This window comes from Streptomyces sp. CAU 1734, from assembly GCF_039888735.1.
Lineage (GTDB): Bacteria > Actinomycetota > Actinomycetes > Streptomycetales > Streptomycetaceae > Streptomyces.
In genome coordinates, this window is record NZ_JBDQQP010000002.1 from 445,917 (window position 1) to 459,635 (window position 13,719).

A 13,719-nucleotide genomic window follows, 5' to 3' on the forward strand; every position below is an offset into this window, starting at 1 on the left:
CGCCTCAAACGCCGGCGAGGCTTAATTTTGCTTGCCCTCGTTCGCTGGTGCGGGCTGGTGCTTCTCGTACGGGAGCGCCCGCCCAGAGGCACCCGCCCACTCTGACGCCCATCACGATCCGGCCCCTGGGTGACGTTCCGGAGCGGGGTTCCCCGCCTTGTGAAACCGACTCGGAACGCGCAGACGGGCAAAGCACCGTCATCACGCACTGGGCTTACTCGCGGAAAGGGGGACGCGCAGGAGCGGTACTGGGGCATCAAGCGTGATTTGTGGCGCAAACCCGGGCGAACAGAACAAGACCGGGCGCGCGCGCCGTAAATCATGCAGCCCCAGTACCGAACCGGAGCGGCACCCAACCCGCACCAACAAGCACCCCGCCCGAGCAAACGGGCAACCCGCACCAACAACAGCCCCGCCGAAGGCAACCGCGCCGGGCCCGGGGCGGAGCCCCGGACAAGGCGCCCGAGGCGGCGTCAGGACTGGTTGGGGATCGCGCCGCCAAAGCGGCGGTCACGCTGCGCGTACTCCAGACACGCCCGCCACAGGTCGCGCCGGTCGAAGTCCGGCCACAGCACATCCTGGAAGATCATCTCCGCATAGCTGCTCTGCCAGATCAGATAGTTCGAGGTCCGCTGCTCACCGCTCGGCCGCAGGAAGAGGTCCACATCCGGCATGTCCGGGTAGTAGAGGTACTTCTGGAAGGTCTTCTCATTGACCTTGGCCGGGTCCAGCCGCCCCGCGGCGACCTCCTCCGCGATGCGTCGTGCCGCGTCCGCGACCTCCGCCCGGCCGCCGTAGTTGACGCAGAAGTAGAGCGTCATCGCGTCATTGTCGACGGTCTGCTCCTGGGCGACCTGGAGCTCCTGGACGACGGACTTCCACATCTTGGGCATCCGGCCGACCCAGCGGATGCGGATTCCGAGTTCGTTCATCTCGTCGCGGCGGCGGCGGATGACGTCCCGGTTGAAGTTCATCAGGAAGCGCACCTCGTCGGGCGAGCGCTTCCAGTTCTCGGTGGAGAAGGCGTAGAGGGAGAGGTTCTTGACGCCCATCTCCAGGCAGCCCTTGAGGACGTCGAGCACCACGCCCTCGCCGACCTTGTGGCCCTCGGTGCGCGGCAGGCCGCGCTCCTTGGCCCAGCGGCCGTTGCCGTCCATGACGCAGGCCACATGGTTGGGGACCAGCTCACCGGGGATCTTGGGCGGGCGGGCGCCCGAGGGGTGCGGCTCGGGGGTCTTGTAGTCGCGGCGGGACCTGCCCAGGATTCCGCGTCGTGCCATGCGGCTCACATCTCCTAGATTTTCATCGGTGTTCGGGACGGACTCGGGGTACGGGAGCGGGGCGGGAGGGTCCGCTACTTCTCCACGTACCGCAGGGAGCGCAGACCGCGCTCCAGATGCCAGTGGAGGTAGGCGGAGACCAGTCCGCTGCCCTCTCTGACATGGCGCGCCTCGCAGGCTTCCGCCGCGGGCCAGTCGCCGGTCAGCAGGGCGCTGAGCAGTCCGATGGCCTCGGCGGAGGGCACGACACTGCCGGGGACCCGGCAGTCGCCGCATATGACTCCGCCGGCGCCGACGGAGAAGAAACGGTTGGGCCCGTGCAGCCCGCATTTCGCGCAGTCGTCGAAGCTGGGGGCGTATCCGTTGACCGCGAGCGAGCGCAGCAGGAACGCGTCGAGGATGAGATGGGGCGCGTGCTCACCGGAGGCGAGTGCGCGCAGGCCGCCGACGAGGAGCAGATACTGCTGGACCGCGGGTTCGCCCTCGTGGTCGGTGAAGCGTTCGGCGGTCTCCAGCATCGCGGTGCCCGCGGTGTAGCGGGCGTAGTCGGTGACGATGGTGCCGCCGTACGGGGCGATGGTCTCGCTCTGGGTGCAGAGCGGCAGTCCGCGGCCGATCAGCTCGCTTCCCCGGGCGAAGAACTGCACGTCGACATGGGAGAACGGTTCCAGCCGGGCGCCGAATTTGGACTTGGTGCGCCGTACGCCCCGGGCGACGGCGCGCACCCGGCCGTGGCCTCGGGTGAGCATGGTGATGATGCGGTCGGCCTCGCCCAGCTTCTGGGTACGGAGCACGACGCCATCGTCACGGAACAGGCTCATGGGCCCATTCTCGCGTACCCGCGGCCCGCCCCGGTCAGCACTCCCCCGGGACGACCAGGCCCGACTCGTACGCCATGACCACCAGCTGTGCCCGGTCGCGTGCGGAGAGCTTGCCCATGATGCGGCTGACGTGGGTTTTCGCGGTGAGCGGGGAGAGGGCCAGGGCCCCGGCGATCTCCGTGTTGTTCAGGCCGCGGGCGACCAGGGCGAGCACTTGGCGTTCGCGTTCGGTGAGCACGTCCGGTGCGCGGGTGAGCGTTTCCGGGACGGGGGCGGGGGCGGGTGCGCTCAGCACCCGGGATATCAGGCGGGCGGTGGGACCCGGGGAGAGGAGGGAGTCGCCCGCCGCGACGGTGCGGATCGCGGTCAGCAGATCCGCCGGGCGGGTGTCCTTCACCAGGAAGCCCGACGCCCCGGCGCGCAGGGCGTCGAGTACGTATTCGTCCGTGTCGTAGGTGGTGAGGGCGAGCACCCGTACCTCCTTCAGTTTCTCGTCGGCGGTGATGAGCCGGGTCGCCCCGATGCCGTCGAGCACCGGCATGCGCAGATCCATGACGACCACGTCGGGCCGGTCCGCACGGGTCAGTTCGACCGCCTCGGCGCCGTCGCGGGCCTGGCCGACGATCTCCATGTCGGGGGCGGATTGGATGAGCATCGCGAAGGAGACGCGGATGAGTTCCTGGTCGTCGGCGAGGAGGACGCGGATCACGCGGGGTCCCCCGCCGGTCGCAGCGGCAGCAGGGCCGACACCTCGAATCCTCCGTCGTTCCCGGGTCCGGCGGTCAGGGTGCCGCCGACGCTGCGGGCGCGTTCGCGCATGCCGGTGATGCCGTGTCCGGAGCCGCCTCCGGGCGCCGGGCCGCCGCCGTTGTCGGTGACCGCCACCCGCAGATGCGGATCGCGGCGTACGACCGAGACGGCGATCCGCACCCCGGGGCCGCCGTGGCGCACCGCGTTGGTCAGCGACTCCTGGACGATCCGGTACGCGGTGACCGCGACCGGGGCGGGGACGGGGGCGCCGCCGGTGTTCAGGGTGAGTTCGGCCCTGGCGGCGCGGGCGAGTTCCGGGAGGGCGTCGAGGCCGGGCAGCGGGCCGGCCGGATCGCCGCCCGGCGCGGTGTCGGGGGTGCCGGGGCCGGGGTCGGTGTCGGTGTCGGTCCGCAGCACGTCCAGGGTGGTGCGGAGTTCGCCGCGGGCCGCCCGGCAGGTCTCGGCGATCTCGTCCAGCGCGGCGGCGACGGCCGTCCGGTCCAGCCGGCCGGGGTCGACGGTGAGGATGTGCGAGGCGACCGCGGTCCGCACCCCGATCAGGGTGATCGAGTGGGCCAGCAGGTCGTGCAGATCGCGGGCGATTCTGATGCGCTCCTCGGCGACCCGGCGCGCGGCCTCCTCCTCCCGGGTGCGTTCGGCGTGTTCGGCGCGTGCCACCACCGAGGCGATGTAGTGGCGGTAGGTGCGCACCTGGACGCCGACCACGATCACGGCCATGATCCAGCCGGAGGTCCGCAGTGTCTCCACACCCTCGTGGACGCCGACGGTGAACATCACCAGCACGGCGAGAAGGACCGTTCCGCCGCCGATGAGGAAGGCGCGCAGGGGGCGGGTGGTGGCGGCCACCGTGTACTGGGCGACCACCGAGGCGGGCGCGGCCGCGATGTGGTTGTAGTCGAGCAGGTGGTAGGGCAGCACACAGATCAGCACGGCGGCGAGGACGGGGCCGGGGCGCGACCGGCGCCGGGTGAGGGCGGCCACCGCGCCGGCCAGCAGCGCCCAGCCGAGCGGGGCCGGCGCGGAGCCCTGGCCGGCGGGCCCGCCGAGCAGGATCGAGAGGACGGCGGCCCCGGCGGCGATGTACGCGTCATTGCGGGTGCGGCGGGGGGCGGCGAGCGGGTCCCGGCCGGCGGCGGCGAGTATCCGTTCGCCGATACGGGGGCGGGCCGCTGCGGCGCGGGTACGGACTCCGGCGGCGGGTGCGGGTTCGGCGGCTTTCATCGCCGTCATCCTCCGGTGGTGGGCGGACGGGAGGAAGACCCGGGGGCGTCCGGATCCGCCGCCGCGCGCACCCCGGAGCGGGCACGCGCGGAGGCCGGGGCGGGGTCAGCCGCCCGGGGTGAGTGCCGGTTCCTGCTCCGGCCGCTCCTCCGGGACGGCCCGCTCCGGTGCCGGGCGGCGGGAGAGCGCGCCCGGCCACCACACCGCGCGGCCCAGCAGCAGACTCGCCGAGGTGACCAGATACGTACGGACCAGGAAGGTGTCCAGCAGCACTCCGACGGCCACCAGGAAACCGAGTTCGACCATGGGGACCATCGGCAGGGTCATCAGCACCGCGAAGGTCGCGGCCAGTACGAGTCCGGCCGAGGCGATCACCCCGCCGGTGGTGCGCAGGGCGGTCAGCGCGGCCGTGGCGGGGTCCGCGCCCGACAGCGCCTCCTCGCGCATCCGGTGCATCAGGAAGATGCCGTAGTCGACACCGAGCGCGACCAGGAAGACGAAGGCGAGCAGCGGCATCCCCGGGTCGAGTCCGGCGAAGCCGAGGACGGGTTCGAAGAGGAGTCCGCCCAGGCCCATCACGGCCGCCCACACCGCGACCACGGCGGTGATCAGCAGCAGTGCGCCGACGATGCTGCGCAGCAGCACGATCAGGATCAGCAGCACCGCGGCGAGCACCAGCGGGACAACGACCGCGAGGTCCCGGGAGTTGGTCTCCTTCAGGTCGAGTTGCTGTGCGCTGGGGCCGCCGACATGCGCGCCGTCCAGGGTGGCGCGGAGCCGTTCGATGGTGGCGGTCTCCCCCGGGGACTCGGCCGCGTCCTTCGCGAACACGGTCACCTCGGTCCAGCCGCCGCCGCCCCGGCCCGCCTCGGCGCCGGCCACCCCCTCGGTGGCGCGGATCGCCGCGACGGTCTCCTCGGCGCGGCCGGTCGGGGTGACCACGGTGATGGGCACGCTGCCGCGCTCCGGGAACGCCTCGGCCAGCGTCGTCATCGCCGTGATGGACTCCGGGCGCTCGGTGAAACTGTCCTCCTGCTTGAGGTTGTTGGTCAGATTGAAGGAGCCGAGGGCGAGCGCCCCGAGGAGCACCACTCCGGTGACGAGCACGGCGGCCGGCCGCCGGCCCGCGGAGGCGCCCATCCCGGCCATCAGGGAGCGCCGCCCGCCCGGCGCGGAGGCGGGGTCGGCGCTGCCGTGCGCGGGGATCAGCGGCCAGAAGATCCGGCGTCCGAGGAGCACCAGCAGGGCGGGGAGGAGGGTGAGCATGGCGGCGAGCGCGCAGACCACGGCGATGGCGCCGACCGGGCCGAGGCCCTTGGCGCTGTTGAGGTCGGCGACGAGCAGGCAGAGCAGTCCGGCCGCGACCGTTCCGGCGGAGGCGATGACGGCGGGGCCGCAGCCGCGCAGGGCGGCGCTCATGGCGTCGTACGGGCTCTCGTGGCGCCGCAGTTCCTCCCGGTAGCGGGCGATGAGGAGGAGGGCGTAGTCGGTGCCCGCGCCGAAGACGAGGACGGTCATGATGCCCGCGCTCTGGCTGGTGACGATCAGATCGGTGGACCGGACGAGGCCGTAAATGACGGCCTGGGTGGTGAAGGCGGCGACACCGACCACCGCCAGCGGGATCAGCCACAGGACGGGGCTGCGGTAGGTGAGGATCAGCAGCACGGTGACCACGAGCACCGTCGCGATCATCAGGGTGGCGTCGACGGTGTCGAAGACCGCCTTCACATCGATCAGCATGGCGGCCGGGCCGCCGACTTCGACGGTGAGCCCGTCGCCCCCCTCGGCGATGGACCGCACCTTCTCGACGAAGGCGGTACGGGCGTCCTCGTCATTGCCGGGGTCCGTGCTGACCACGGGGATCATCAGGGTCTCGCCGTCCTCGGAGGGCACGCCGACGGCCGGTTCGCTCAGGTTGTGGGCGGCGGCTATCTCCTCGGTGTGCCCCTCGGCGACGGCGCGGTCGGCGGCGGTGAGTCCGCCCTCGCGCCGGTAGACGAGGACGACCTCGGCGGACTCGCCGCCCGGCAGCCGCTGTTCGATCCGGGCCACCTGGGTGGAGTCGGCGTTCTTCGGGAGGTAGTCCTCGACGCTGTCCCGCTGGACTCCGGCGAGCTGCCCGGCGAAGGGCCCCGCAACGGCGAGCACGGCCAGCCAGAACAGCAGCACGGCCCAGGGCAGGGCACGCCGCCGTCTTCCGGTGGTGGGCGGTACGGATTTCATCGCGGTGGTCTCCCCATGTGTGGCCGGTTCCGAATGCCAGCTTCCCGCCGGTCGGGCGGGCGGGCATCGGAGGCGGGGGCGAGATCCCGGCTACTGCGCGGGGAGACCGGCGGGCCCGGATACTCCCCGGGGAGTAAGGGGCGCATCCGGGGCCGGCTCGGGGTTGCCGGGGCCGGTCTCACGCCGGGTGCACGGCGGTCGCACGGCGCAGGGGACCGGATCCGCCGGGCGTACGAGGAGCGGGATCCGGATCCGCGACCCCTGCGGGACGAGGGGTGCGGCGCCGGCGGGGGTGCTCGGGGCGGCGGCGCGCGGGGGTGCGCGCCCGCGTGACCGGCGTACGGCGGCGCGCGGCGTCCCCCGACGGCCGGCGTGCGACCCGGCGGCGGGGAGGCACCCGGACACCGGCCGCGCGGGGACGCGTACGGGCGGGACCCGGAGACGTTCCGGAGCGCGGGCGACACCCCGCACCCGTACGGCCGAGGTCACAGCCGGCGACCGCCGGCGGGTACGGGCGGGGCGGCCCCGGAGGCGTTCCACCACTCCGGCACCCCGTGCCCGCCCCGCACTCGCCCCCGTACGGCCCCTGGAGGGTGTCAGGAGCGCGCGCGGGAGGCGTCCGCGCCCCGGGGGAGCCCGCCGGGTCAGGGCGAGAGCGTACGGGCCGTGGAGAGCAGTCTCGTCGTGTCGCCCGGCGGGAGCTGGAGCGCGGTGCCGACCGTGGTCAGCACCTCGCGCTCGGCGGGGGTGTACGGGCCGTCCGCGATGGCGATCCGCGCGCCCTGGAGCAGGATCGATTCGCGGCCGGCGGGCGCCAGATGGGGCGCCAGCGGTTCGAGCGCCTCGTGGAGTTCGATGGCGAGGGCCGCGCCATAGGGGCCGGCGTCGGTGACGAAGCGGCCGGTGTCCGCAGCCAGCGCCTCGATCAGACCGGTCAGCTGCTCCTCGGTGCAGTCGTGCAGACCCGCCGCGCGGACCGTCGCGACGGCGGTCTCGCGGACCGGGCGGGAGGAGGTGCCGCCGGAGGCGAGGACCGCGAGGGCGACCGTGTGCACGGCGTCGCGGAGCATCGCGGAGAAGCGGGCGGTGGTGGGGTGGTCGAGGGCGTCCATGCCGAAGTGGCCCCGGCACACGGCGCATTCGACGACCGGCCCGGCGGAACCGCGCGGCATCAGCGGAATGCCGAGCAGGGTGAATCGCCTGCGGCCGGTCCGGCGGCGGTAGTTGCGATCACCTCCGCAGCCCGGGCAGAAGAACTCCCCGTCGCCCACCGTGCTCCACGAAGTATGAATGCCGCAGACCAGCAGCTTTCGGCCAAATACTCCCCGGTCTGCGCGCACCGCGCACCTCCGTAACGCTCCGGCAACATTCCCGCGTTGACGTGATGTTAGCCACAGCGCCGCAGTGCCGTCAGCACCCGGACGCCTGTGCGCCGTTACATGGCCGATTCCTCGCCCCCCGTCCGGGCGGGCGGGGATCACGGGCGACGCCGGAATCGCCCCGGAATCGGGCCTCGGCGGGGCCCTGCGGCCCCATCGCGGGGGCGGTGCGGGCGGGGGGTGCGAAAACGGGCGGAACGACAGCGCCGCCGGGGCGTTCCCCGGTGCGGGGAGCCCCGGCGGCGCGGGTCGTGCGGTGGGCCCGGGTCAGCGGGCGGCGCGGTTGACGGCCGAGACGACCGCCTTCAGGGAGGCGCGGGTCGTATTGGCGTCGATACCGATGCCCCAGAGCACCTTGCCGTCGATGGCGCACTCGATGTACGACGCGGCCTGCGCCGATGCGCCCTCGCTCATGGTGTGCTCGGTGTAGTCCAGCAGCCGGGCGTCCACACCGACCGCGTTCAGGGCGTCGAAGAACGCGGAGATCGGTCCGTTGCCGGAGCCCTCCAGCACGGTCGGCGTGCCGTCCACGGTGGCCTCGACCCGCAGCGTGTCCACGCCGTCGGTGTCGGTGGTCGACTGGCCGGAGCGGAGCTGGATCCGGCCCCAGGCGTTCTCCGGGTTGGGCAGGTACTCGTCGCGGAAGACCGACCAGATCGCATTCGGCGTGACTTCGCCGCCCTCGCTGTCGGTCTTGGCCTGAATGATCTTTGAGAATTCAATCTGCATCCGGCGCGGCAGATCCAGCTTGTGGTCGTTCTTCAGCACATAGGCGATTCCGCCCTTGCCGGACTGGGAGTTGACCCGGATGACGGCCTCGTAGGAGCGGCCGACGTCCTTCGGGTCGATGGGCAGATACGGTACGGCCCACTCGATCTCGTCCACGGTCTTCCCCGCGGCGGCGGCGTCGGCCTCCATCGCGTCGAAGCCCTTCTTGATGGCGTCCTGGTGGGAGCCGGAGAAGGCGGTGTAGACCAGATCGCCCGCGTAGGGGTGGCGCGGGTGGATCTCCATCTGGTTGCAGTACTCGCTGGTGCGGCGGATCTCGTCGATCTGGGAGAAGTCCAGCTGCGGATCGACGCCCTGGGAGAACAGGTTCATGCCCAGGGTCACCAGGTCGACATTGCCGGTGCGCTCGCCCTGGCCGAACAGACAGCCCTCGATGCGGTCGGCGCCCGCCATGACGGCCAGCTCGGCCGCGGCCACCGCCGTGCCCCGGTCGTTGTGCGGGTGGACGGAGAGGCAGACGTAGTCGCGGCGGGACAGATTGCGGCTCATCCACTCGAAGCGGTCCGCGTGGGTGGAGGGGGTGGAGCGCTCCACGGTGGCGGGCAGATTCAGGATGATCTCGCGGCCTTCCTCGGGCTGCCAGACGTCCATCACCGCCTCGCAGACCTCCAGGGCGAAGTCCAGCTCGGTGTCGGTGAAGATCTCGGGGCTGTACTGGTAGCCGAAGGTGGTCTCGGGGCCCAGGATCTTCTCCGCGTACTCCATCACCAGCCGGGTGCCGTCCACGGCGATCTGCTTGACCTGCTCCTTGGAGCCGCGGAAGACGACCCGGCGGAAGGTGGGCGCGGTGGCGTTGTAGAGGTGGACGGTGGCGCGGTTGGCGCCGCGCAGGGACTCCACGGTCCGCTCGATCAGCTCCTCGCGCGCCTGGGTCAGCACGGAGATGGTGACGTCGTCGGGGATCGCGCCGTCCTCGATGATGGAGCGGACGAAGGCGAAGTCGGTCTCGCCGGAGGAGGGGAAGCCGACCTCGATCTCCTTGAAGCCCATCCGGACCAGCAGATCGAACATCTCGCGCTTGCGGGCCGGGGACATCGGGTCGATCAGGGCCTGGTTGCCGTCGCGCAGGTCGGTGGAGAGCCAGCGGGGGGCGGCGGTGATCCGCTGCTCGGGCCAGGTCCGGTCGGGGATGTGCACGGCCTCGTACCGGCCGTACTTGTGGATCGGCATCCCGGACGGCTGCTGGGCGTGGGTCGCGGTGGTGACGGGCGTCGGGCGGCCGACGGAATTCTGCGACATGCGTGGGGCTCCTCGGGGGTCCTGAACAGGTGATCCTGAAACGGAGGACGGCCGACGGTTCGAGCAGCACCTGGTCCCGCGGGGAGGGGGTCGGCCTACGACTACAGGCCCTCGCCGCGGCAGCTAAGGAGAAGCAGCCCGAAACGCATGATGCTCAGCAGCGTAACCGAGGAACCCGGGACCGGCGGCCCCGTATCAGTATGCGGGATGCTCGCATATATACCGTGTGTCGTTTCACGCCTCTGAGGTGGGATGCTTCACTCCATTTCATTAATCATGGTGGCAAGTAGTGACACCGGCGTCACCCGGTGCCACATTGCCGCACATGGCTGACTTCCATCCCACCTTCTGCACCATTGTGCCGCCGCATGTCCTCGACAAGCTGGCGCGCTCCGGTGACGAGATCCTCTCCGGCATCGGCCGCCGCACCCTTGAGGCCGACGCGGCCCAGCGCACCCGGCGCCGGCTGAACACCGTGGCCGGTGTGGCCCTCGCGGGCGCGGAGCGCGCCCCCGCGGCCGACGGGCCGCAGCGCTCGATCCACGACTGCGAGCACCGTACCCGGCTGCCCGGCCGCAAGGTCCGCGCGGAGGGCTCCCAGCCCGGTCAGGACGCCACCGTCAACCGGGTGTACGCCGGTCTCGGCGCCACCTTCGAACTCCTGCTCTCCACCTACGGCCGGAACTCCCTGGACGGCGCCGGGCTGCCGCTGGTCGCCAGCGTCCACTACGACCGCGACTACGGGAACGCCTTCTGGGACGGCGAACAGATGGTGTTCGGCGACGGGGACGGCGAGATCTTCCTCGACTTCTCCATCCCGGTCGATGTCATCGCCCACGAGCTGGCGCACGGCCTCACCCAGTACACGGCGAATCTGAGCTACTTCAGCCAGTCGGGCGCGCTCAACGAGTCCGTGTCGGATGTCATCGGCTCGCTGGTCAAGCAGTACACCCTCGGCCAGACCGCCGATGAGGCCGACTGGCTGATCGGCGCCGGACTGCTGGCGCCCCGGGTCACCGGGGTGGCCCTGCGCAGCATGAAGGAGCCGGGGACCGCGTACGACGACGACGTCCTCGGCAAGGACCCGCAGCCGGGGCACATGGACGACTATGTCCGCACCGGGCAGGACAACGGCGGGGTGCACATCAACTCCGGCATCCCCAACCGCGCCTTCCATCTGCTCGCGACCGAGCTGGGCGGGAACGCCTGGGAGCGGGCGGGCCAGATCTGGTACGACACCCTCACCGGCGGCGAGGTGCGGGAGGACGCGAGCTTCACCGAGTTCGCCAAGCTGACGATCGCGGCGGCCCGGGCCCGGTACGGGGACCAGGCCGAGCTCCAGGCGGTCCAGAAGGCGTGGGACACGGTGGGAGTGCCGACGGCCTGAGGGGGGCCGGGGGAAGCACGGATGGGTTGGTCCGGGGCGGGCGGCTACCGCCCCGGACCGATCCGTACTAGAACGGAAACCATGCGTATCCAGGTGAGGCGTACCGGCGGATTCGCCGGTATCGAACGATCCGCCGCGGTCGAGACCGCCGGGCTCCACGACGCGCGGAGCTGGCAGGAGCTCGCCGCGCGGGCCCTCGCGGGGGCGTCCGGCACTCCGCCGTCCGGGGTGCCGGACGGCTTCGCGTACGAGATCCGGGTGGACGGGCGGACGGTGTACGCCGCCGACCCCCGGCTCTCGGACGCGCAGCGGGAGCTGGTCTCCCGTGTCCTGAAGGAAGGTGCCTGACCCGGGGGATCCCCGGGCGGGGTCAGAAGCCGAGCTTGCGGAGCTGCTTCGGGTCCCGCTGCCAGTCCTTGGCGACCTTCACATGCAGGTCGAGGAAGACCGGGGTGCCGAGCAGGGCCTCGATGTGCTTGCGGGACTTGGTCCCGACCTCCTTGAGCCGCTTGCCCTTGGGGCCGATGATGATGCCCTTCTGGCTGGGGCGCTCGATGTAGACATTGGCGTGGATGTCCAGCAGCGGCTTGTCGGCGGGCCGGTCCTCGCGCGGCAGCATCTCCTCCACCACCACGGCGATCGAGTGCGGCAGCTCGTCGCGCACGCCCTCCAGCGCGGCCTCCCGGATCAGCTCAGCCACCATGACCTGCTCGGGCTCGTCCGTGAGGTCGCCCTCCGGGTAGAGCGGGGGGCCCTCCGGCAGCAGCGGGATCAGCAGATCCGCGACGAGCTGGACCTGCTTGTCACCGACGACCGAGACGGGAATGATCTGCGCCCACTCGAAGCCCAGCTCCTTGCCGAGCTGGTCGACGGCGATCAGCTGCTCGGCGAGGGTCTTCGAGTCGACCAGGTCGGTCTTGGTGATGATCGCGACCTTGGGGGACTTCCGGATCGCGGCCAGCTCCTTGGCGATGAAGCGGTCGCCGGGGCCGAGCTTCTGGTCGGCGGGCAGACAGAAGCCGATGACATCGACCTCGGCCCAGGTGGTGCGGACCACGTCGTTGAGCCGCTCGCCCAGCAGGGTGCGCGGCTTGTGGAGACCGGGGGTGTCCACCAGGATCAGCTGCGCCTCGGGGCGGTGCACGATGCCGCGCACGGTGTGCCGGGTCGTCTGCGGCCGGCTGGAGGTGATCGCCACCTTCTGGCCGACCAGAGCGTTCGTGAGGGTGGACTTGCCCGCGTTGGGACGGCCGACGAAGCAGGCGAAGCCCGACCGGTGGGGGGCGGGCTCGGGGGAGGGGGTACGAACGCTCATGCCGCCCATTGTCGCTGATCGCGGACGCCCCTGTGCCCGACGGGGCGGCCGGCGGGGCCGCGCGGCCCCGCGAAACGGCCCGGCGCGGGGTCCCGCGCGCTTCCTCCCGGCCGGTCCGAACAGCCCGATTGCCCGTTCGGGCCCGGCCCGGCGGGCCGGCGGGAGACCGCTTCGGAAGGTTTCGCGCGGGTCCGGATCGGAAGGCTTTCCGCCCGCGGGACACGGTCGCTTGATTCCTGCGCGGCGGCGGGGGCGGCGGACGGCGGGGCTGTGGAGCCGCCGCGGGGCGCGGAACCCCGCGCCGGGCCGTTTCGGGAGGGGAAGGGCGCGGTACGGGGCCTGACCCGGTCCCGGTGCGGGGATGGCGGCCCGGCCCGTACTCCCGCGGGTCAGCCGGCGGTGAACTCCGTGCGCAGCGCGCCGTCCGGGCCGGCCAGGAACACCGGGGCCGCGGGGCCGCCCAGGTCGCGCACGGCCGCCAGGTCCTCGTCCGGCACGGTCTCCGCCGCCGAGACGACGGCCGCGGCCTCCAGGGACTTCGCCCCGCTCGCCACGGCCATCGCCACGGCGGTCCGCAGAGCGCTGAGCCGGAGGGAGTCGAGCGCCACCGTGCCCGCCACATAGGTGCGTCCGGTCTCGTCCCGGACAGCGGCGCCCTCGGCCACGCCATTGCGGGCCCGGGCGCTGCGCGCCAGTGTGATGATCTTGCGGTCCTCGGGGCCGAGTTCGCCGGATTCGGTGCTCTGCGTCATGGGCCGAGCATAGATCGGCCGCGCTCCCGGAGACCTCCCGGGCCCCGGCCGGGCGGCCGGGACAAACGGGTCGGGGAGCCGGGGAGCCGGGGAGCCGGGGAGTCAGGAGCGGTCGAGCCGGAGCCGCTCGGCCCGGGGCAGCCCCGCCACGACCAGATCGTAGGAGTCCTCGATCAACTCCCTGACCAGCTTGTCCGGAAGGCCGGCGGGCTCCACCGTGTTCCAGTGGCGTTTGTTCATGTGCCACCCCGGGGTGATCCCCGGGTGATCGGCCCGCAGCCGGACCGCGTTCTCGGGATCACATTTCAGATTGACCCGCAGCGGGTCCCCGTCGAGCGCGCTCAGGGCGAACATCCGCCCCCCGACCTTGAAGACGGAGGTCTCCGGCCCGAACGGGAACTCCTCGACCGCGGCATTGAACTCCAGGCAGAACGCCTTCAGCTCCCCGGCCCTCATACACGCCCTCCGTCTCTCCGCGGCCACCCGCCGGCGACCGCGCGTCGGTGCACCCGTCTCCCCCGTGTCCGGGCCGCCGCCCGGCT

The 13,719-nt window shown here is 72.1% G+C and carries 12 protein-coding genes; 2 read left to right on the forward strand and 10 right to left on the reverse strand.

What is annotated here, in order from left to right; all coding sequences use genetic code 11:
- Positions 1 to 473: 473 nt before the first annotated feature.
- The 7 genes from AAFN69_RS05645 to leuA all read right to left on the reverse strand — a co-directional run bounded on the left by AAFN69_RS05645 (position 474) and on the right by leuA (position 9,723).
- Positions 474 to 1,280 (reverse strand): isoprenyl transferase, encoded by an 807-nt coding sequence (locus AAFN69_RS05645; RefSeq protein ID WP_347727153.1) that lies wholly within the window; start codon positions 1,278 to 1,280, stop codon positions 474 to 476.
- A 74-nt stretch (positions 1,281 to 1,354) separates the two neighbouring features.
- Entirely contained in the window at positions 1,355 to 2,101 is a 747-nt protein-coding gene (gene recO / locus AAFN69_RS05650) for a DNA repair protein RecO (RefSeq protein ID WP_347727154.1), read from the reverse strand.
- 34 nt (positions 2,102 to 2,135) lie between these two features.
- On the reverse strand, positions 2,136 to 2,756 hold the full coding sequence (locus AAFN69_RS05655) for a response regulator transcription factor (protein ID WP_347727281.1): 621 nt from the start codon (positions 2,754 to 2,756) through the stop codon (positions 2,136 to 2,138).
- A gap of 50 nt (positions 2,757 to 2,806) precedes the next feature.
- On the reverse strand, positions 2,807 to 4,102 hold the full coding sequence (locus AAFN69_RS05660) for a histidine kinase (RefSeq protein ID WP_347727155.1): 1,296 nt from the start codon (positions 4,100 to 4,102) through the stop codon (positions 2,807 to 2,809).
- A gap of 96 nt (positions 4,103 to 4,198) precedes the next feature.
- Positions 4,199 to 6,316: an MMPL family transporter gene (locus AAFN69_RS05665; RefSeq protein ID WP_347727156.1), complete on the reverse strand. Its 2,118-nt coding sequence runs from the start codon at positions 6,314 to 6,316 to the stop codon at positions 4,199 to 4,201.
- A 644-nt stretch (positions 6,317 to 6,960) separates the two neighbouring features.
- The gene (locus tag AAFN69_RS05670; protein WP_347727157.1) at positions 6,961 to 7,656 is read right to left on the reverse strand and encodes a TerB family tellurite resistance protein; all 696 of its coding nucleotides are present in this window, start codon (positions 7,654 to 7,656) and stop codon (positions 6,961 to 6,963) included.
- A 306-nt stretch (positions 7,657 to 7,962) separates the two neighbouring features.
- Positions 7,963 to 9,723 carry a 2-isopropylmalate synthase gene (gene leuA, locus AAFN69_RS05675; RefSeq protein ID WP_347727158.1) on the reverse strand — a complete coding sequence of 587 codons (1,761 nt, stop codon included), beginning with the start codon at positions 9,721 to 9,723 and terminating at the stop codon, positions 7,963 to 7,965.
- A gap of 325 nt (positions 9,724 to 10,048) precedes the next feature.
- Between leuA and AAFN69_RS05680 the strand changes: the two genes are divergently transcribed.
- The gene (locus AAFN69_RS05680) at positions 10,049 to 11,110 is read left to right on the forward strand and encodes a M4 family metallopeptidase (RefSeq protein ID WP_347727159.1); all 1,062 of its coding nucleotides are present in this window, start codon (positions 10,049 to 10,051) and stop codon (positions 11,108 to 11,110) included.
- Positions 11,111 to 11,191: 81 nt separating this feature from the next.
- On the forward strand, positions 11,192 to 11,458 hold the full coding sequence (locus AAFN69_RS05685; protein ID WP_347727160.1) for a protealysin inhibitor emfourin: 267 nt from the start codon (positions 11,192 to 11,194) through the stop codon (positions 11,456 to 11,458).
- 22 nt (positions 11,459 to 11,480) lie between these two features.
- On the opposite strand, the gene era is transcribed toward AAFN69_RS05685, so the two are convergent.
- The 3 genes from era to AAFN69_RS05700 form a co-directional block, all read right to left on the reverse strand.
- The gene (era, locus tag AAFN69_RS05690) at positions 11,481 to 12,434 is read right to left on the reverse strand and encodes a GTPase Era (protein WP_347727161.1); all 954 of its coding nucleotides are present in this window, start codon (positions 12,432 to 12,434) and stop codon (positions 11,481 to 11,483) included.
- Positions 12,435 to 12,814: 380 nt separating this feature from the next.
- The gene (locus AAFN69_RS05695; protein WP_347727162.1) at positions 12,815 to 13,177 is read right to left on the reverse strand and encodes a cytidine deaminase; all 363 of its coding nucleotides are present in this window, start codon (positions 13,175 to 13,177) and stop codon (positions 12,815 to 12,817) included.
- A gap of 102 nt (positions 13,178 to 13,279) precedes the next feature.
- On the reverse strand, positions 13,280 to 13,633 hold the full coding sequence (locus tag AAFN69_RS05700) for an MmcQ/YjbR family DNA-binding protein (RefSeq protein WP_347727163.1): 354 nt from the start codon (positions 13,631 to 13,633) through the stop codon (positions 13,280 to 13,282).
- Between the last annotated feature and the right edge of the window lie 86 nt (positions 13,634 to 13,719).